Raw genomic sequence first — 20,501 nt, forward strand, 5'->3', positions numbered from 1 at the left:
GGATGGAAAGATGGGATTATCCGTGAGTTCAGAACCAACAGCCTCCAAGCTCCATGTAAAGGAAACCCAGTGTCCGTATTGCAGTGTGCAGTGCAAGATGACTGTTGAAGAACTGGCTGCACCTGTTGCAGGCCAGCGTCGTGGTGAGTATACGGTTCAGGGTGTTCCGAATGAAGCCTCTCAGGGCAGGTTGTGTGTGAAGGGCATGAATGCTCATCAACATGCGCTCAGTGGTCAACGATTAATGCATCCGCTCATTCGTCGCAATGGCGAGCTTGAACCCTGTTCCTGGGAGGAGGCCATTCAGACCATCGCAGAGCGGTTTCAGGACTTGAAAGATTCATACGGAGCAGATACGGTCGGAGTCTACGGAGGCGGATCTTTGACAAATGAAACAGCCTACCTGCTCGGTAAGTTCGCCAGAGTTGCATTGGGGACGAAATATATCGACTATAATGGACGGTTCTGCATGTCAGCTGCGGCTTCAGCTGGCAGTAAAGTGTTCGGGATGGATCGTGGATTGACGTTCCGTCTGTCCGATATTCCCAAGGCAGGTTGCATAGTACTCGCAGGTACCAATATTGCGGAATGCCAACCTACCCTCCTGCCATACTTCAATCAAGCGAAGGAGAACGGGGCGTTCATTATCGTTATTGATCCACGCAAGACGGCAACCGCTGCCATTGCCGACCTTCATTTGCAGGTGAAGCCTGGCATGGATGCTCTGTTGGCGGATACCATGTTGAAGGTGATTATGGATGCCGGATTGGTGAACCCTCGTTTTATAGGCGAACGAACGCATGGTTACGAGCAATTGATACAAGGGTTGGCTGATCTGCAACTCGAACAGGCGGCACAAACGTGCGGGGTTGATCTGGCGCTGATTCGTCAGGCAGCGATGGCCTATGGTGAGGCAGAGACAGGCATGATCATGACAGCACGTGGTGTGGAGCAGCAGACGGATGGGCATATGGCCGTTAGGCACTTTCTGAACCTGGTGCTGGCGACTGGCAAAATTGGCCGAGAAGGCTGTGGATATGGTGCCATCACAGGTCAAGGCAATGGGCAGGGCGGACGGGAGCATGGGCAGAAGGCTGACCAGCTGCCGGGTTATCGATCCATTGAAAATGAAGCCGATCGTGCCTATGTGGCATCCGTCTGGGGTGTAGACCCTGCAAGTTTGCCAGGCAAAGGGGTATCCGCCTACGAGATGATGGAGAAGGTCCATGATCAGGAGATTCGGGCGTTGCTTGTAATGGGCTCCAACCCGGTCGTATCCAATCCCAATGTGCGTTTGGTGGAAGAAGGTCTGCGCAAGCTGGACTTTCTGATCGTGGCAGACATGTTCCTGTCGGAGACAGCACGCATGGCTGATCTGGTTCTCCCGGTTACATCTTATATGGAGAATGAAGGTACACTGACCAATCTGGAAGGGCGTGTTCTGCTCCGCGAACAGGGGCGGCCTGCGCCGGGAGAAACGCTCGATGATTGGGATATATTATGCCGGATTGCCGCGCAATTGGGTAATGCTTTTTATTTTGAATATGACACTGCTGAGGATATCTTTAATGAGCTTCGGGTGGCGAGCCGCCGCGGAGTCGCTGATTATTATGGCATTACCTATGAGCGTTTGCGTAACGAGAAAGGGGTATACTGGCCGTGTTCTGCCCTGGAGGATCAGGGAGAAGGACTGCTGTTCGGTGAACGATTCGCTCACCCGGACGGCAAAGCGGCATTTACATTTGAATCCAGCCCGGGCTGGAATGATATATCTTCGGAGTTCCCCTTAATTCTCACCAATGGGCGTGTGTTGCCTCATTATCTTACAGGGGTGCAGACACATCGAAGTCCGGCACTGGCAGCTCGTGAATTGGAGAACTTTGTTGAACTTCACCCGGCTACTGCTGCCCGTTATCGTATTCACGATGGAGAGTGGGTAGAGATTCAATCGACGTACGGAAGCTTCACGGTTCGTTCGCGCATCAAAGATTCGATTCGGGAGGATACCTTGTTCGTGCCGATGCATTGGGGCGGCATTCAGAATGTGAATCGGGCCACCAGACCAGAGCTAGATCCGTTCTGCCGAATGCCTGGGTTCAAGACGGCGGCAGTAAACATTCGACCGTTACGATTGGCCAGATGATTCATGCAGGTTTCAGTTTATAAAGGTTCTCAGGCATCATAAGCTGTTCTAATGGTAGCTAAGCCGCTGCGCAGTCCATATTTATATGAGACTATGCGGCTTTTTTTGCGTATATGTACGCAAGTAGGCCGTAGTTCCGTGGTTCCACGTAAACATGAGGATTGGCTCATGAATATGGATTGAATTTTAGTTATGATGTTCATTAGGGGTACATATGTACGTATTTTTGATTTTATTTTGAGACAGATGGTCATTTTGAGTTTAGGTTATTTCGCATCGTGGTATAGATATCGGGGCTTATGGAAGCTTCTTCAAATAGAGCAGGACATAGGGAGGGAACACGGTGAACATATGGATAACGGTAAAAAGTCTGGGTAAGCGCAAGCCGGTACTTGCCAAGCAAGCTGCCGAACTTCTGGAAACAACTCATACGTTAAGGCAGCTCATTGAGAACATGGTGGCTCTACAAGTAAAAGCGCTTCAGGACAAGAAACAACAGGCTGAATTGCTCGCCTACCTGATGCCGGATGATATTGAGGCGCAAGGAGCGGTGGGGAAAGTCGGGTTTGGCGCAGTATACAATGAGGGTGTTCCTGATCTGAATGTTGCGATGGAGACAGCTATAACCGCCTATGAGGATGGGTTGTATAAAGTATTTCTCAACGATGAAGAATTGCAGGAGCTGGATGAGTCACTTGTTGTAAAAGACGGAGATAACGTGGTGTTTATTCGTTTTACAATGCTTGCCGGACGTCTGTGGTAGAGAGCGATGAAGGAGGAGAACAGGATGAATCAGGAAGAGCAAGTACAGGTGTATATGGATGGATTGCAAGAAAGAGCCAAGTCGTTAACAGGGGTACAGCTCGAGTTGGCAAACTATGTTGTGGAGATCGCCGGGTCTACCTATTTGCGTGGAGACGAAAAGATGTTTCTGAACACTGATAAGTTGCTTGGAAGGCTGGCTGCAGAAACGCAGAAACCATTATTCGAGCCACTATTGGATGTGCTCCAGCATCTGGCGAGCGAGTCATTGGTTGCACAATTCCGTTATATCGCAGAGCGTGCGACTCGTTTCCCATACAGTAACAACTATGAACGCCGCCCTTTCCGCACATCCGATCCGGAGCAGCATGTAGAACAAGTCATCCGTAAACTGATGGGATTGTTCCGTATGGAAATGAAAAATTTCTCCCTGGAAGAATATGTGTCACTTCGTGAGTACAAGCTGGATTATCTGCATGAGATCCGTTGGGTTCTGGCGGATTGTATCGCTTATGAACTGGATCATCAGGGCGGAGATATGAAGCAGGCACTGCACGATATTATCTATGGTGACAATCAGACGGCGTTGTTAACCCATGAAATGATCAAAGGTATATTCATGAGCGATCAGGCGGATGCCTATCAGATGGTGGGTGAGCTGCTCGTTGCAGCAAGGTTGCAGGAAGGGCTGCGCCAAAGCATTGTGGAGCGGATGGATGAAGGGACACTGGAAGCCTATATTTACATATTAAAAATCATTATCGACAACAACCTGATTCGTTTCAGTTCCGTGGTAAGAGCGCTTGCCGTATGGACGGGGATCGGCATAGAAGCAGCCAACCAGCGTGTTGCCGCACAGTTGATTGAACAGGCCTATCAGGCGCTTGTGCAACCAGAAGTACGCGAGGCCTGGCAGCAGGAAGCTAACGCCAACAAACTCTTTATCAGTCTGTGGGCGACAGCGGTCATTGAAGAGAATGAATTAAAGAGCAAGATCATCGAGATTATGGATCAAGGTCAGTTATATCAGAAGATTGTTGCCCAATATGTACTGGCGAACAGCCAGAACAGGGAGCTTCGTTTGCACATTGCACGTCGTTATCTGGAGGCGCAGGATAGCGAGTTGATGCACTGGATTGTGACCAACTATGATGCGATGTATATGTACAACTGGAGTTTCGAGAATGGAGAGAATCAGCGTAGCGTCTACGTGTGGCCATTGCCTGCTCTTGGAGATAAGGCCTTGCGGCGTCAGGACTTTGATCGGTTCAAACAGATGCTGGCTGCCATTCCAAAAGGCGGGTCAGGTGGACCATCGGGTGTACTTGAGTATGTTCACTACCGGATTGATACGGATGATGTAGTCAAGAAAATGTTATATTTGGCCGCTTATGATATGGACCCGGAATGGATCGGGGAGGTCATCGCAATCAAGGACCGATTAAGCCCGGAACTGCGCGGAGAACTGTTGTCCCAGTTTGTTCAGCATCCCGATAATGAGGTGCAAAGACAGTTTGTGTTTGAGAGTTTGTCTGATAAAAGCATCAGTAATCGGGAGAGTGCACTCGCCAAAGCGAAGCTGCTCACGTTGACGGTTGATGAGATGAAACAGATGGAGGCGTTGATGAAGCTCAAAACAGGCTCACTTCGTCAGAAGGTCATTCATGTATTGTTACTGCAACCCGTGGACCAATTGGCGGTCTCGCTGAAGCGACTTTTGCAGGCCAAGAGTGAACTGCAGCGCTTGGGTGCGCTAGAATTATTGACCGAGATTGCAGCAGATCCAGAGCGGATAGATCAGCAGGAGCAATTGCAGCCATTGGCGCAGCTGATTGAGACACCCACTGCCAAGGAACAGAAACTGCTTGATAAGCTGACCGATCAGGGGAGTCGTTACACAGCCTCTAATGGATTTGGTTTATTTGATCCGAAGCGACGTGAGCCATTGCTGGATGAGAAGCGTGATCTCAAGGGCCATAATCCGAAGGATATCTTTACACTCTCTCTGGATAAGACCAGACCATTTCTGGAGGGACTTAGTGAATTAGTGCATGAACACAGGGATTATGAGTATCAAGTGGAATACTACGCTGGCTATAAAGACACATTGTTAGTCGGAGCGAGTCTTCGCTCCAAGGTTCCATATGGAGAGCGGAATGAAATGAAGCAGATGGAACAGTTCCCGCTTCATGACGTATGGGAGAACTATATTCAACATGCCGGGTTCAGCAGTGTGGAATTGATGCAGCTATACATGGCTATACAGCTCCGGGAGTTCAATGGCAATTTGAGCGACCATTACAGTTATTTCCGTGAGCAGTATGACTATGACGAATTGCAGAAGATTCCGTTATTGGAAGGCTGGCGCAAGTCGTTTGCTGAACAGATCTATCCTCTGGATGACATCGAAAAGCTGCAGCAGATGCTGGATTCGTTAACGTATAAGGATCAGGTAGTGGCACTGATATCGGCGGCATTTCTGGATAGCGATCCGATCAATACGTTTGAGATAGCTGAGAAAACCTGGGCCTCCATCATCGCGAGTATGCCTGCTGATCGACTCGAAAAAGAGTCAGGCATGCTTCATATTCTGACTGGACCTTGGAATTATGTAGTTCGTGGCAAAATCCACGACGATAACAGCTTCAAACGTTTCTTCCAGACAGCTTACCAGTTCACCAGTCTTGTAGAGAGTAGTCAACCGCTGTCTTTACTGTCACTTGAAGATTTCCTGCGTGCATACCAGTTGAACCTGATAGATGATCAAGAGATATATCGACAGGTGCTGGTCGGTGGGAATCGTCAGTTGTTTATTCGGGACTTAACATCCACTCGTACAGAAGTGATCGCAAGTGATCCCAAGCTGATTCATTTACGGGATACGGTCGTTAATCGGATTCTGGAGATCGAGCTGACCCGGGGAGAACTCTCTACAGAAGTAAGTACACTTGCCATGAAACTGGAACGAATTGAAGGCATGGAACACTGGGTACATCTGGTCTCGGCGATGGATCAGGATACATTTGTCCGTGGATATATCTACAGTTATGGGGACAACACAACACGTAAAGAGACGTTTAGCTATCTAATTCAGAATTGTCATCCACGAGATGGAGAAGATGAGAAGCGTCTTGGAGAATTGCTCCAGAAGTATCCGGTGAATGAGAAAAAATTGCTGGAAGCAGCCATGTACGCCCCGCAGTGGATGGAGATTGTAGCGAAACATCTGGGATGGGAAGGTCTACGCAGTGCAGCTTGGTACTTCCATGCTCATATTAATGAACGCTTTACTGCGGAGAAAGAAACCATCGTGGCCCACTATTCTCCAATCTCACCACAGGACTTTAATGAAGGTGCGTTTGATATCGCTTGGTTTGAAGAAGCCTATGCTGCTGTCGGGGAGGAACGGTTCAATCTGTTATACGATTGCGCCAAGTACATTTCCGGGGGAGCTAACCACCGCAGATCCCAATTGTTCGCAGATGCTGCACTGGGCAAGCTTCGATTGGACGATATGCGTGATTCCGTGTCAGACAAGCGAAACAAGGATCATTTGTTAACCTACAGTTTGATTCCATTCGCCGTAAATCGCGAACAAGATCTGCGTGAGCGATACGACTTCATTCAGAAGTTCCTGATGCAGAGCAAACAATTCGGTGCACAACGCCGTGCCAGTGAAGGTGTGGCATCACAGATTGCACTGGGCAATCTTGCTCGTAATGCAGGTTATGCCGATGTTACGCGGCTGATGTGGGACATGGAAGCACGTAAGTTGGATGAGATGAAAACTTTCTTTGAACCTCATGCATTGGATGCTGACACGACAGCACAATTGGTCATTGATGAGGAAGGCCAACCCGAGATGGTTATCGTTAGCAAAGGTAAGACACTCAAATCTGTACCTGCCCGGTTCAAAAAAGATGGATATATCGCTGAACTGAAAGAGCTGAAATCGGATCTGGTGGATCAGTATCGCCGGGCACGACAGGAGCTGGAACGTTCGATGACTGCTGGAACATCCTTTACACGTGAGGAAATTGCCAGACTGATGCAAAATCCGGTTATACAACCGCTGGTAAGAACACTTGTATTCCAGTCAGGTGACAAGACGGGAAGGTTCGATGTATCATCCAATGGTTTGGTTGCACCAGGACCGGAGGGTACGGTCCATGCACTAGCGGAACAGGATCAACTGTTGATTGCTCATCCGCTTCATCTGTATCAGAGCGGAAGCTGGAGTGAATTCCAGCGGGATCTGTTCACCCGTCAGGAGCGTCAGCCGTTCAAGCAGGTATTCCGTGAGCTGTATCTTCCTAACGAGGACGAATTGGCTAATGGTACGGTGTCTCGCCGATACGCCGGGTATCAGATTCAACCGAAAAAAGCAGTAGCTCTGCTTAAAGGACGCCAATGGACTGTCAGTTATGAGGAAGGTCTGCAGAAGGTAAGCTATGAGCATAATCTGATCGCGAATCTCTATGCCATGGCAGATTGGTTCTCACCAGCAGATACCGAAGCACCTACCTTGGAGACGGTGCAGTTCTACGATCGCAAGAGCTACAAACCTGTAGCGCTGCAAGATGTGCCGCTGACGTTCTTCTCGGAAGTTATGCGTGATATCGATCTGGTGGTCAGCGTTGCACATGTGGGAGGCGTAGATCCGGAAGCCAGCCTGACAACAATCGAGATGCGTCACGTCATTGTGAACGAGTCGTTACGTCTGCTGAAGATCGACAATGTACGACTGGACGGGAATTACGCACGAATTGATGGTGAATTGGGTGAGTATGCTGTTCATCTGGGGAGTGGTAATGTGTTTAAACAAGCCACAGGTGCACTTCATATTGTTCCGGTGCACAGTCAGCATCGGGGTCGAATCTTCCTGCCATTCCTGGATGAAGATCCGAGAACAGCTGAGATTCTGTCCAAGGTGATGTTGCTCGCCGAAGATAAAAAGATCAAGGACCCGCAGATTCTTGCACAGTTACAGAATTAGAAGTGAACGAACTAGAATTGAACCGCCCTGTGGGGCGGTTTTTTTATTTGTTACTCCGATTTTTAATGTAACTTCAAATCTCAATATAACGAGTGTAGAACAAGAATCATGGATGGAAAGTGGACAATATGGAGCAATTCCAACATAAAGGCAGCTGAAGAACCTGTCTAAAAGGGACCTCAGTTGCTTTTATATTTTTGGATATTTCAATAGACCGGATTGGTTCCGTTTTCAAATAGACTTAGGACCCAGAGCGTGTCGGTATATTCCTTAATCTGATAATTAATTGCATTAATTGGTTGATCGGGAGTGGGTCGAACCGACTGTTTTTAAAAGTAAAGAATTTGTTCGAAAGTAGTTACGGAAATGTAAATAATTCGTTTTCTTGTTTTGTTATCTGAATTATTAATATGGTGATTCCAAAGAACTAGGCTTGTTCCAATCGATCATTTACCAAATTTAAGGGGATGTAATTCGGAATCATGTCGGCTATCGTTAGGAAGCGAAATCTGCTGACTTGCTTGCAGGCTGCAGTTTCAGAAGCCATGTGCAGGACGACCTGAATGCTTGAAAGACTGGGATCAAGCCAGTTTGCATTCCCTTGTATACATGTGTTCAATATGTGCACAAGAAAAATGATCAAGAGAGAAGGAGAACTTACAACATGAACAGAAGACTCAATCTGATTTTCCTCAAACGATGGTTTATGTTATTAATCATCGTGGCGGTTGCGGCTATGCCGCTACACGCCTTCGCCGCGGAGGCGGAATCTGGGGCCAATCGGCCTTGGATGAACAAATCCTTGTCTGCGGAGGAACGTACCGAGCTGCTGCTCAAGGAGATGACGCTGGAGGAGAAAGTTGGATTCGTAACCGGTAAAGTCAATAACTATTATGGTTTCTATAATGATGGATTGGAGCGCCTCGGCATTCCGGCATTACAGATGGCCGATGGACCCGCAGGAGTACGTGTGGCTAACCCGGATGTACAGGACAAAAAGTCCACGGCACTGCCTGCACCCATCGCGCTTGCCGCTTCCTGGGACACCAATCTGGCCAAGAAATATGGCGATCTGATCGGTCAGGAAGCACATGATACAACACATAATGTAGTGCTCGGTCCTGGGCTGGATATTGCACGTACACCATGGGGTTCCCGGAACTTTGAATCTCTAGGTGAAGATCCTCTACTGGCTTCGGGCATGGGTGCAGCGTATGTAAACGGGATTCAAAGCAATCCGGTTATCGCTACAGCGAAGCACTATATCCTGAACAACCAGGAGACGGAACGTTTCACGACCAATGCGACAGCCAGCGAACGTGCGATTCAGGAAGTCTATGCACGTCCGTTCCAGGCGATGGTTGAAAAAGCGGATCTTGGTTCGGCAATGTGTTCATTTAACCAGGTGAATGGTACATATGCTTGTGAGAACAAGGAGATGCTGACCGATGTCCTTAGGGATCAGTTTGGCTTCGAAGGGTTTGTCATGAGTGACTACGGTGCAAACTTCAGCACAGCCAAGTCCGCCAATGCGGGTCTGGATCTGGAGACACCTGGGGAGCCGTATGGCAAATGGGGAGACAAATTGCTGGAAGCCGTGAACAATGGCGAAGTCAGCGAGCAAACCATTGATGAGAAGGTTAGACGTATTTTGCTTCAAATGTTCGATAAAGGGCTGTTCGATAACCCTGTAACAAATACACAAATCAATGCCAAGAAAGACGGCAAACAGGCACGTGAAATTGCAGAAGAGAGCATGGTTCTTTTGCAAAACAACGATAATGTGCTGCCACTTTCCAAGAAAAATGTAAAATCCATCGCTGTCATCGGACCGGATGCAGATAACGCATCGGCTGCTGGTGGAGGTAGCAGTCTGGTTAATCCGACGTATACTGTAAGTCCGCTGCAAGGCATTCGTAACCGTGCTGGTAACGGTGTGGATGTAAAATATGCTGCCGGAACCGATCCTATCTCTGCAGGAGATGCATTTAATGGACCATCCGCCGTACCTTCGACTCTTTTATCACCAGCGGATGCTCAGGAAAGTGAAAGAGAATATGGTACAGATCGTGCGGAATACGGTCTGCGTGCTGAATACTGGACGAATAAAGATATGGAGGGAAACCCTTCTCTGGTACGTACAGATAATCAGGTCAACATGAATCTTGGATTCTACAACTATGAAGGTTTTAACGCACAATCTTCCAAGCTTCCAGTGACACCAACGAAGTTCAATGCCAAAATGTCCGCTCGTTGGACAGGAGCATTTACGGCGCCTCAAACGGGTGAATATAAACTGTCCCTGACCAGTCTCGGTTCTGCGAAACTGTATGTGGATGACGAGTTACTCGTAGACAATCAAGGTGAAAAATTGAGTACAACAAAGAAAGAGATCACATTCAAAGAAGGCGAGTCCCACAATATTCGAATTGAGTATCGTACGGATTTCCCGGTACAGACCAATCATGATATGGGTGCACAGGTTCGTTTTGGCTGGGAAGCTCCAGAAGACGCTGTGGATATTAAAATGCAAAAAGCAGTTGATCTGGCGAAAAAATCCGATGTTGCCGTCGTGGTAACTCGTACGTATGACAGTGAAGGTTACGTCGACCGTTCCGACCTGGAGCTGCCGAATAACCAGGAGCAGCTGATCCGCAAGGTAGCGGCAGCCAATCCAAAAACGATCGTGGTGCAAATGAGTGGTCGTGCTGTTGAAATGGACTCCTGGCAAAAAGAAGTGCCATCCATCGTTCAGGCTTGGTATGCAGGTCAGGAACAAGGTAATGCAGTGGCACGTGTGCTGTTTGGTGATGTGAATCCATCCGGTAAGTTGCCGGTGACGTTCCCATCAGATGATTCCCAGACCCCTGTATCCACTGCGGAACAATTCCCAGGTGTGAATGGGGTGGGTAACTACTCCGAGGGTATTTTTGTAGGGTACAAAGGATATGACAAAGAAGGCATGACACCGGCGTTTGCTTTTGGACACGGGCTGTCGTATACCGACTTTAATTATCGTAATCTGCATGTGAAGAACACTGGCAAAGGCGATAAAGCTACCGTGGAAGTGTCCCTGAATCTGCGCAATACCGGTAAAGTTTCCGGTGCAGAAGTTGTACAGGTCTATGTTGGCAATCTGCCAACCAAAGTTGAAACTCCAGAGAAGCAGCTTGCTGGCTGGGCGAAGGTTGATCTGAAGGCAGGCAAGCAGCAGCGGGTCAACATTCAACTGGATCGCAGCGCATTGTCCTACTGGGATGAAACATCCCATGAATGGGTAATGCCTAAGGGTAAAGTCCAAGTGTATGTTGGCAGTGCATCGGATGATATCCGTCTAACAGGCAGTGTGAATATCGGAAGCAAGTCCGGTAAATAAAAGTGTAATCTGGGAGATCGAAACGTTGTTCTCCCCGTTGAATTCATCTGTGTCAAATGCAGTTTGTTTTAATTCATATAGATTAGGAAAATGAGTCGTGGCCTAATGGCCGCGGCTTTTTCCACAATGGAAGGAGAGTGAAGCGTGATGAACATACGCTGGCGAGAGCATCCCAAACGATGGATGATCCTGTTGATCGCAGCTGTTTGTTGTGTTGGTATAGGAATCTGGCTTATCTTCAACCGAAGTGAACAACCCGCTCCGCCACCGGTTGTGGATAAACAGAGAACGGCCGAAGTCTGGCTAACCATGGGAGATCAGCAAAATCTGCTTACACCACAGAATCCCATTCCAATTACAGATCACCATGATGCAGACCCAAGTTCTTTAGTTTCTTCAACGCAGGAGTCAGACACATCTTCGTCGGAGTTTACCATACAGATTGACCCGGACAAGACGTATCAGACCATGGATGGATTTGGCGCAGCGATGACGGGTTCGTCGGTACATCTGATTAATCAGCTTCCAGAGGAGCAGCAAGAACAACTACTCAAGGAGATGTTCTCGACGGAAGGGCTGAACTTGGATATGGTGCGTCATACGATTGGTGCTTCCGATTATTCGGTAGATGAATCAGGTGTGGCTTCAAGTTATACCTATGATGATATCGAGTCCGGCACGGATTATGAGATGGAACACTTTTCGATCGAAAAGGATCAGGAAGTCGTGAATATGCTGGAGCGTGTAGCTGGTTTGAAACCGGATCTTAACGTGCTGGGCACACCGTGGACGGCCCCGGCCTGGATGAAGTATGGGGAGAAGACCACTAACGGTTGGTATCTGGATTACAACGATCCCCAGGTGTATGAAGCGTACGCGAGATATTTTGTGAAATATATCAAAGCTTATCAGGCAAAGGGCATTCCCATCTACGGGATCACGTTGCAAAATGAACCGGAGTTCACCTCGGATAAATATCCGAGTATGAGTATGGGAGCTGAAGAACAAGCGATGTTCATTCAGGATTATCTCGGCCCGGCTCTACAGGATGCGGGACTGGATACGCGAATCATCACGTATGATCATAACTGGGATCAGGCGGTTGAATATACCGGCAAGGTGCTTGGTGATGAGCAGGCTGCTGCATATATCGATGGATCTGCTTTTCACTGTTATGCAGGTGATCCATCTGCCATGTCGGAAGTGCATGAGCGCTTCCCGGACAAAAATATCTATTTTACCGAATGTAGTGGTGGGGAGTGGAGTCCTGATTTTGGCGAGAATCTGAGCTGGCAGATGTCCAATCTCATTATTGGTGCACCTCGCAACTGGGCGAAAAATGTACTGCTCTGGAACATCGCACTCGATCCGCAAAGTGGACCCACGAACGGTGGCTGTGAGAACTGTCGTGGGGTTGTGACGATTGACCCGGAGAATAATGAAATCACTAGAAATGTCGAGTATTATGCGTTAGGCCACATCAGCCGTTATGTACGTCCGGGAGCTGTGAGAGTTGCTTCCACGCAAGAACAGGGCAAGATCGAGAACGTAACCTTCCGCAATCCGGATGGAACGATGGTGCTGGTTGCGGCTAACACGGGTGAGGCAGAAGTTTCCTTTGAGGTAGTCATGAGCGGAGATTCGTTCCGATATATACTGCCTTCCCAATCGGCAGCAACCATCCGTTGGAAGCCAAAAACGGAGGTAGAACGTTGACTCAAGATTGGAAATTATGGGTACAGATTGAATGATGAACATGATAAAATAAACGTAGAGTTATTTCAAATTTGATGTATTAAACAAGTCCGATCCCAGGATCGGGCTTTTACATAACTTTTTACTTTTAATAGAGAAGGAGCATACATTGGACATGTTAGTCGCTGCATATCGGGAACAGGATCATGACAAGTTGGTTGAGATCTGGGAGAGTGCTGTTCGGGCAACCCATACGTTTTTGGAAGAGCATCACATTCAGTTCTACAAAAAAGTGGTGAGTGATGTGTTGCAACAAAGACAAGTCGAGGTTTGGGAAGCGCTGAATACGGAGCAACAACCCGTGGGTTTTATTGGTGTGGATGATAACTTTATCGAGATGTTGTTTGTAGATCCGAGCCAACACGGACAGGGTCTGGGACGCCTTCTAATAAACCATACCTTCAAAATCAAAGGCCGTCACCTCAAGGTGGATGTTAATGAGCAGAATAGTGGGGCAGCCCGCTTCTATGAAAAGATGGGATTTGTACAGATGGGACGATCCGAATTGGATAGTTCCGGTAATCCGTTCCCGCTGTTGCATCTGGAGATCAAACAGGAATAGGCCGAGAGATTGTTGTAATGGATAGACCATGAGTTATAAATGACCAGAATGAGGAGTGTGCAGGATGACACAGATCAAGGTGACACCGGAACAACTGGAGACGGTCAGTGGGCAGTTCGCTCAGGCACATCAGCAATTATCGGGATTCATGTCCACATTGGACGGCAAGATGAGTGTCATGCGCAGCAACTGGGATGGCATGGAGCGTGAGCGTTTTTATAACGATTATTCAACGGCTCAAGGCACGATGAAATCTGTTCTGGAACTGGTTCTGTCCATTCAGTCGGAGCTTAAGAAGATTGCCGAGCGTTTCCGCACGACAGACGAAGAGGCGGTGAGCCAGGCAATCATGACGGCGCTGACCGCAGCGCGGGCGCTATCAACCATGGGCAAAAATAAAGGCGATGATCTGGACAAAACGCCAGGTCCTCCAAAGAACATGGATGAATGGGATGAGAAGGATGCCGAGAAATACCAAAACTATGAGGAAATGCTGAAGAAAGCCGAAGAGATGGGTGACAAAGAACTGGCGCAGCAGATTCAGGCCAGCATGAACATCATTCGGCTTCAGTATGAAGATGTAATCTATCAGACTGACCCCAATACGGGCAAGACGGTGAAAATTACCGAGGATTCCATCGTAGGTACGTATCAGGTGAAAAGCGACAAGGGCGAAACGACCACCATCAGTCTGGATAAACAGGGCAATGTGGTGGACTATAGCAAGGATACGGAGAAGTATAGGTATTCGGAGCAAACGCACACGACCAGTCAAGGCGAGCATCTCTTTGGCAAAGCAGCACAAACGGCTACAGCCTACGGGATTGGTCTGCTGCTCACAAGCAAGACGGGTTCTGCCTTTACAGAACATGCCACTGGACTTGGTTCTTCCTTCGTTGCGGACAAATTCCTGTTCTCTGTGCCGGAAGAAGGCGAGACACGTACGATGATCTACCGTACCAATAAGGACACGGGCAAAATCGAGAATATGATCGTGGTCACGCGCGGCGACAACGATATTGAATATACTCCGTGGCGGGATTACTTCTAAGCCACGGATGGGGTTGGCAAGCGGGCAACACAGGGCAACCTGATTGCGGTCTGCTTGCCGACCCACCGCATGGAGCCATGTGGTTGTGTATCACATGGCTATGCGTGTGGAGGGCAGGCTGCTTATCCGTGAGCCTGCCCATAGACAAACACCCCGGCAACCTTCTCCCTCAGATGGGAAGGTTGCCGGGGTGTTTTGGGTTGATCTTACCGATTAGCCACGGTCGACGGACCAGGCTGGAAGGAGATCTTTTTTTGCCAGAGATTAATGTGTCTCTTCATCCAGAAATGGTTTGTTCACCGCATAATACATAAAGCCCATCAGCAGCACACCACCCACCAGATTACCCAAGGTCACGGGAACCAGGTTGTGAAGCACACCTTCAAATGAGATCGTTCCCGGATGGTTAAGCACAAGTGCAATCGCGAATGTACACATATTGGCGATGCTGTGCTCGTATCCCGAGATGAAGAAGCAGAATACAAAGAGCATCATGGCAAACATTTTGGCTCCATTCTCCTTCATGAACATCGGCACAAAGAACGCCATACACACAAGCCAGTTACACAGAATTCCCCGGAAAAAGAGCTGCATGGTCGGAACTTCCATTTTGTGTTCCACCACGCTTAGCAGAAAACCGTTCACCTGGGACGAGTCGAACAATCCGGTCAGGTAGATTAACAAGGCAAACACGGCTGCACCCATCAGGTTACCGCTATAACTCGCAATCCACAGCTTAATCACTTCGAACCAGCGCAGTTTCTTGCGCAGCGCTGCATACGTGTAATAAAACGTATTGCCCGTGAACAGGTCACCCCCGCCATAAGCGATCAGAATGATGGCCGCGCCAAACGTAATTGCCGCCATCGGATAGGTAAACGGGGACTGCTCCATATAAAAGAAGTTACCTGTCTTAAACGCCACGATGACGCCGAATCCGATAAACATACTGGCCAGCATGGAGCGTGCGAGGTACCTGATTAAACTTTGTTTGTAAATCTTGTGTTTCTTCAGAGCTAGTTGTTCCACGTTGCGTAAAGCTTCCGTTTCCATAATTCTCCTCCAATAGCGTGGTGTCTTGCTTACCATTATAACGAAATTATGGAAATTGGGGAGGGGGGACTTGGTTTATTGATTATAACTTCCTTGATTCGAATGCAGTACCCGCATTGCAGAAGAGCCAAAATCAGGATCGGATTGAAGCGATTCTAACGTGGATGCTGCACCATTAACTTGTTGATGTGCAACAAGAATAGCAAAGGCAGCTCCTCTGACTAATATGTAGGCATTTCCCTCCAGAACTTGCTGAGTAAGGTGATTATCGGTTAGTTCGATCAGATCACGAAGTGCCTGTAGTTTTTCTTCACCGCTGATTTCGTTAAAATTAGGGTGTTCATTGTTGTTATTATGATTTAAATCAGACATGTCAGACATATCCTACCGTTCACCTCCTGAAGAATATTAAGAATGGGGCGGAAGCAGGATCGGACGGGAAGCCAAGGCTTCTTCCACAATCTGTTCAGGCGTCAGGTCTCGATCATCCCAGAAAATCAGATTACTGATCTCTGCATGTGGAACCTGCTGCTGTAGCTCCGTCAACATGTCATCCAACTCGGCTTCCGTTCCTTCAGAGTCCATCAGTTTGCGAACCAATTCTACCAAATGTAATCGATTGTCCATATCGATACCTCCTGAGTGATTCATAGTGTGAAAAAACTAGTCTTTCATGGGCTGATTCAAAGGATCATATATAATGATCACCGGTAAAAATTTGGGCTCAAGCATCAGACTAATGCGTTGTTCGTCTTGATCAGTATATGAAATGATATAGTTCCCGAAATGAGACTCGTAGATGAATTCTTGGAATTGAAAGGAATGTTCGGGATACTTTATCTTAACATATAACGTAGTAACTCCTCGGGCTAAGGTTTCTTTTAACATAGGAATTTGGGCCCACAATGATAATAGCAATAAGAACAATTAGTATACGTTTAGCGAGACGGGTCAGATGGATTCACCCCATTATCGTAAATCAATTTTCAACAATTCATGAAGGCCCATCTCAAAATAGATGTCACTCCATAAGTATAGCCAGATTACCCAACTGCTCGCCTTTTTCCATGCGTTTGAATGCTTTCGCTACGTCTTGCAATGGATATATGCTATCAATAACAGGATGTATGTCATGTTGCTCCACGTATTGCAGCATCTGGACAAACTCCTCACGGCTGCCCATAGAGGTGCCGATTAGACTGATCTGCGGGAAAAAGATAGAGCGAATCGGTAGGGTCAGATCATCCCCCGAGCTTGCACCATACATCACGATACGTCCACCTGGTCTGATTATATCAAAATATTTTGGGAACATGGCTTGTCCGATGCTATCCAAGATGATGTCCACAGGTTCCAGATCGTTCTGCGTACTCCAATCGGCATGACTATCCAATGCATGGGTAGCACCCAAGCGCAGTGCCTCATTTCTTTTGGCTTCACTTCTGGAGGTGACAGTCACCTCGGCACCAGCCGCTACCGCCATGAGCAGGGCATAGGTCGCTACACCACCGCCAATACCGGGAATGAGGACATGTTCACCTTGCTTTAATACGCCGCGAGTGAATAAGGCGCGATAGGCCGTCAGCGCTGAAAGGGGCAGCACACCTGCTTCCTCCCAGGATAGGTGGGCTGGCTTAGGCAGGGCATTTGCAGCAGGCAACGTTATATATTGCGCGAGTGTTCCATCCGTAGGGCCACCAACAATATCAGGTACGGTCGGCACTTCAGATGCATGTTCCCAACCGAGCGTAGGATGGATAATGACTTCATCTCCTATCGCGAACCCTCTTACGCTTTCGCCAATCGCTACGATAATACCTGCTCCATCGGAACCGGGAATGAGCGGGATGTCCTGGGTTTCGCGTTCTGCCATAATGAATAGATCCCGATGGTTGATTCCAGCGGATTTTAATTGAATCTGCACTTCCCCGGCTTCTGGTGCCCGAGAGATTGACTCTGTATATTGAAGACCTGCAAGGCCGCTCTGGCCCGAATGGACAATAGCTTTCATGTTCAATATTCCTCCTGTCTGTGTAGCCAGATTTCACTACTGAGCCTCATTGTACAGACGGAGCAGATTCACGTAAAATGAACAAAAATGATTGTCAGTATCATTGAGAATAATAGATAAGCACTTTGCATGAAGCGGATGATGTAGAATGCCGATATAACGACGAGCAGGTGATCAGGATATGGATGCAGGTGATTTGAAAATATTTCAGGCGGTTGCCCGCGAAGGTAGTATCAGTAAAGCTGCGCTCTCACTTAATTATGTGCAGTCCAATGTAACAACACGAATTAAACAGTTGGAGACTCAACTGCAAGTACCGCTATTTCATCGTTCCAATCGGGGGATGTCGCTTACACCAGCAGGCGAGAACCTGCTTGGGTATGCGGATAGAATATTGGAATTATTATATGAAGCAGAGCAGGCCTCGCAAGTGGGTAACCCACCGTCCGGCATGCTTCGTCTGGGTGCAATTGAGACAGCAGCTTCTACTTTTCTGACGCCGCTCTTGGCTGAATATACTTCATGCTATCCGGAAGTAAAACATTCGCTTGTCACGGGTGGGACCCATGAACTGAACCAGAAGGTCATCCAACATGAATTGCATGGAGCCTTAATATATGGCCCAATTGATCATCCTGAGCTGAATTATATGAAGATGTATGACGAGGAATTGGTGTTGATCGCTGAACCTGGAGTACATGAGATGTACACGTTATTGTCCAGGCCGATGTTGTTTTTTGAGATTGGATGCACTCATCGAACTCAGGCGGAATCCTTTTTGAACGATCAGGGTATCCACACGCTTAACATCATGGAATATGGAACACTGGACACGATTCTGAATGGTGTATCTGCCGGGCTCGGTGTATCATTGTTGCCGCGTTCTTCGGTTACCAAAGCAGAATTAAGAGGTGAGATCACGGTGATGTCTTTGCCTGATCCCTATTGCCGGTTGGAAGTAGGATTTGTGTATTCCCGTGGTGAACATATATCTAGTGCGCTCAGCGCTTTGGTTGAGATTATTACAGAACCAGAACTATAAGAGGTTGTTCAAAAGTCCGTTTATGAACATGCACTATAAAGGAGTGAGTGATCTTGAAAGAAACTGCGTTAACGTTGGCTGATGCCTTTAATCAGGCAGACTTTATTGTAGGCGGTCATGGCAGTCGCCAAGTGAAGGTACTTCAGAACGTACTGGACCAGATCGATGGGGAGTTGTTCAGTGACCACTACGGCAACGGCCCCCTCATTGAAGAATTTCAGCAACAGATGGCTGACGTTCTTGGCAAGGAATCAGCGGTATTTTTTCCAAGTGGAACGATGGCGCAGCAGATTGCATTACGGATCTGGTGTGACCGCAAAGATGTAAAACGAGTAGCTTATCACCCTCTGTGTCATCTGGAAATCCATGAGGAAGACGGACTGAAAGAGTTGCATCAGATTGAATCAATTTTACTTGCGGACAAGGATCGCTTGATTCGTTTGGAAGATGTACAAGCGCTTGATCAGGACATTGCCTGTCTGCTGTTGGAACTTCCGCAACGTGAGATTGGTGGGCAATTGCCAGCGTATGAAGAGTTGGAAGCGATCTCGGCCTATTGCCGTGAACGCGGGATTAAGCTGCATCTGGACGGGGCACGCCTGTTTGAGATTACTCCGTATTATGAGAAAACGCCTGCGGAGATTTGCAGTCTGTTTGATACGGTGTATGTTTCCTTTTATAAAGGCATTGGAGGTATTGCGGGGGCTATATTGGCGGGTGATCCGGATGTGATACAAGAATCAAAAGTATGGAAACGTCGGCACGGCGGAGATCTGATCGGCCTGTATCCGTATATTCTGAGTTCCCAGTATTATTTCAATGAACGGATTGGCAAAATGGAGCGTTATTTCGAACAGGCTCAAGAACTCGCCTCCTTACTGAATGCGTGTCACGGGATACATACCTTACCCGAGGTACCGGTATCGAATATGTTCCATGTGAACTTTGCGCTCGCTGCTGCGGAAGTTGAACCAATTCTTGTGCAAATGGCTCAGCAGTATGGGATAGGAATGACTTCATATCTGAACAAGACAAGTGGGAACAGCTGTGCCTTCGAATTTTCTGCGGGCGATCGTTATGAGCAAGTTCCCCAGGATAAGCTGCGTGCAGCACTAGAATGGTTGGATCAAGAGTTGCGTAAACAGGTGAGATAAGAAGTTGATTTTAATGTTCGACTCTTGTTTGGGTAAGGTGTTGCGCTTCAAGGAGAACTATTGAATTCACAACGGCTGATCAGTGGGGAAAGGTACCTTAAGGGGGAGTTCAAATGACGTCAATAGAATTGGAACCGATTCGTGATCTTTTGGTGAAGGCTTACGATACAACAATGGGAGAAGGGTGTACTCCTGAGAGGCAAGAGAGCATTGAGGAATTCGAGCAAAAGCATAACGTGAAACTGCCCGCAGCGTATCGTGCGCTTCTACTCGAATTCGGTGCGTGTAACTTCGGCGATCCTGCCCTGTATGCTGTGAAAGAACTGAACTGGGCTTATCCCGAGTTTCTGGAAGTATACCGAGAAGTTGAGAAGGAATACGAACTTTCAGCTGATCTCCAACCGTTCCCGATTGGTGGTTTTGGCGAAGGCAGTATAGCTATACTGGATCAAAATTCAGGCAAGGTGCTGATGTTGATCCACGATGCAGGGGAAACTCCTCTGCGGGAAATTGCTGTGGACTTTAATGAATTGATGACGATGCTGGCTGAGTCGGCAATCTGGGTTCAGGAACAAATGAATTAACAAGGTAGACGG

At 47.9% G+C, this 20,501-nt stretch carries 14 protein-coding genes; 10 read left to right on the plus strand and 4 right to left on the minus strand.

The genetic code is table 11. The features are described from left to right. The first annotated feature begins 10 nt into the window (after positions 1-10). From nasC to MKY44_RS04620, 7 genes are all read left to right on the plus strand, one after another. On the plus strand, positions 11-2,143 hold the full coding sequence (gene nasC, locus MKY44_RS04590) for an assimilatory nitrate reductase catalytic subunit NasC (protein ID WP_341006178.1): 2,133 nt from the start codon (positions 11-13) through the stop codon (positions 2,141-2,143). A gap of 343 nt (positions 2,144-2,486) precedes the next feature. Beyond that, on the plus strand, positions 2,487-2,906 hold the full coding sequence (locus MKY44_RS04595; protein ID WP_341006179.1) for a hypothetical protein: 420 nt from the start codon (positions 2,487-2,489) through the stop codon (positions 2,904-2,906). Between the two features lie 24 nt (positions 2,907-2,930). Continuing rightward, the gene (locus MKY44_RS04600; RefSeq protein ID WP_341006180.1) at positions 2,931-7,901 is read left to right on the plus strand and encodes a DUF4132 domain-containing protein; all 4,971 of its coding nucleotides are present in this window, start codon (positions 2,931-2,933) and stop codon (positions 7,899-7,901) included. A gap of 664 nt (positions 7,902-8,565) precedes the next feature. Beyond that, positions 8,566-11,277 carry a beta-glucosidase H gene (locus tag MKY44_RS04605; protein ID WP_341006181.1) on the plus strand — a complete coding sequence of 904 codons (2,712 nt, stop codon included), beginning with the start codon at positions 8,566-8,568 and terminating at the stop codon, positions 11,275-11,277. A gap of 147 nt (positions 11,278-11,424) precedes the next feature. Then, complete coding sequence (locus tag MKY44_RS04610) at positions 11,425-12,993, plus strand: glycoside hydrolase family 30 protein (RefSeq protein WP_341006182.1); 1,569 nt, start codon at positions 11,425-11,427, stop codon at positions 12,991-12,993. Between the two features lie 154 nt (positions 12,994-13,147). Further along, complete coding sequence (locus MKY44_RS04615) at positions 13,148-13,594, plus strand: acetyltransferase (protein WP_445253303.1); 447 nt, start codon at positions 13,148-13,150, stop codon at positions 13,592-13,594. Positions 13,595-13,658: 64 nt separating this feature from the next. Continuing rightward, complete coding sequence (locus tag MKY44_RS04620) at positions 13,659-14,645, plus strand: WXG100 family type VII secretion target (RefSeq protein ID WP_341006183.1); 987 nt, start codon at positions 13,659-13,661, stop codon at positions 14,643-14,645. A 264-nt stretch (positions 14,646-14,909) separates the two neighbouring features. Here the strand turns inward: MKY44_RS04620 and MKY44_RS04625 are convergent, their stop codons facing one another. The 4 genes from MKY44_RS04625 to MKY44_RS04640 form a co-directional block, all read right to left on the minus strand. Continuing rightward, complete coding sequence (locus MKY44_RS04625; protein ID WP_017690511.1) at positions 14,910-15,698, minus strand: formate/nitrite transporter family protein; 789 nt, start codon at positions 15,696-15,698, stop codon at positions 14,910-14,912. Between the two features lie 75 nt (positions 15,699-15,773). After that, positions 15,774-16,079: a hypothetical protein gene (locus MKY44_RS04630; protein ID WP_341006184.1), complete on the minus strand. Its 306-nt coding sequence runs from the start codon at positions 16,077-16,079 to the stop codon at positions 15,774-15,776. Positions 16,080-16,106: 27 nt separating this feature from the next. Continuing rightward, positions 16,107-16,325: a hypothetical protein gene (locus MKY44_RS04635; RefSeq protein ID WP_341006185.1), complete on the minus strand. Its 219-nt coding sequence runs from the start codon at positions 16,323-16,325 to the stop codon at positions 16,107-16,109. A gap of 394 nt (positions 16,326-16,719) precedes the next feature. Next, complete coding sequence (locus MKY44_RS04640; protein WP_341006186.1) at positions 16,720-17,709, minus strand: quinone oxidoreductase family protein; 990 nt, start codon at positions 17,707-17,709, stop codon at positions 16,720-16,722. 181 nt (positions 17,710-17,890) lie between these two features. Between MKY44_RS04640 and MKY44_RS04645 the strand changes: the two genes are divergently transcribed. The 3 genes from MKY44_RS04645 to MKY44_RS04655 all read left to right on the plus strand — a co-directional run bounded on the left by MKY44_RS04645 (position 17,891) and on the right by MKY44_RS04655 (position 20,489). Beyond that, complete coding sequence (locus MKY44_RS04645) at positions 17,891-18,751, plus strand: LysR family transcriptional regulator (protein WP_341006187.1); 861 nt, start codon at positions 17,891-17,893, stop codon at positions 18,749-18,751. Positions 18,752-18,804: 53 nt separating this feature from the next. Next, complete coding sequence (locus MKY44_RS04650; protein WP_341006188.1) at positions 18,805-19,905, plus strand: threonine aldolase family protein; 1,101 nt, start codon at positions 18,805-18,807, stop codon at positions 19,903-19,905. Positions 19,906-20,018: 113 nt separating this feature from the next. Then, positions 20,019-20,489 carry an SMI1/KNR4 family protein gene (locus MKY44_RS04655; RefSeq protein ID WP_341006189.1) on the plus strand — a complete coding sequence of 157 codons (471 nt, stop codon included), beginning with the start codon at positions 20,019-20,021 and terminating at the stop codon, positions 20,487-20,489. Positions 20,490-20,501: the final 12 nt, after the last annotated feature.

Source organism: Paenibacillus sp. FSL R7-0026, assembly GCF_038004485.1.
In the GTDB taxonomy this organism is placed as follows: Bacteria; Bacillota; Bacilli; order Paenibacillales; family Paenibacillaceae; genus Paenibacillus; species Paenibacillus xylanexedens_A.

Bases quoted from the DNA above. Each gene is read 5' to 3' on its own strand.
- nasC (WP_341006178.1), top strand. From the start codon at position 11: ATGGGATTATCCGTGAGTTCAGAACCAACAGCCTCCAAGCTCCATGTA.
- MKY44_RS04600 (WP_341006180.1), top strand. From the start codon at position 2,931: ATGAATCAGGAAGAGCAAGTACAGGTGTATATGGATGGATTGCAAGAA.
- MKY44_RS04605 (WP_341006181.1), top strand. From the start codon at position 8,566: ATGAACAGAAGACTCAATCTGATTTTCCTCAAACGATGGTTTATGTTA.
- MKY44_RS04610 (WP_341006182.1), top strand. From the start codon at position 11,425: ATGAACATACGCTGGCGAGAGCATCCCAAACGATGGATGATCCTGTTG.
- MKY44_RS04615 (WP_445253303.1), top strand. From the start codon at position 13,148: ATGTTAGTCGCTGCATATCGGGAACAGGATCATGACAAGTTGGTTGAG.
- MKY44_RS04620 (WP_341006183.1), top strand. From the start codon at position 13,659: ATGACACAGATCAAGGTGACACCGGAACAACTGGAGACGGTCAGTGGG.
- MKY44_RS04625 (WP_017690511.1), bottom strand. From the start codon at position 15,698: ATGGAAACGGAAGCTTTACGCAACGTGGAACAACTAGCTCTGAAGAAA.
- MKY44_RS04630 (WP_341006184.1), bottom strand. From the start codon at position 16,079: ATGTCTGACATGTCTGATTTAAATCATAATAACAACAATGAACACCCT.
- MKY44_RS04635 (WP_341006185.1), bottom strand. From the start codon at position 16,325: ATGGACAATCGATTACATTTGGTAGAATTGGTTCGCAAACTGATGGAC.
- MKY44_RS04640 (WP_341006186.1), bottom strand. From the start codon at position 17,709: ATGAAAGCTATTGTCCATTCGGGCCAGAGCGGCCTTGCAGGTCTTCAA.
- MKY44_RS04645 (WP_341006187.1), top strand. From the start codon at position 17,891: ATGGATGCAGGTGATTTGAAAATATTTCAGGCGGTTGCCCGCGAAGGT.
- MKY44_RS04655 (WP_341006189.1), top strand. From the start codon at position 20,019: ATGACGTCAATAGAATTGGAACCGATTCGTGATCTTTTGGTGAAGGCT.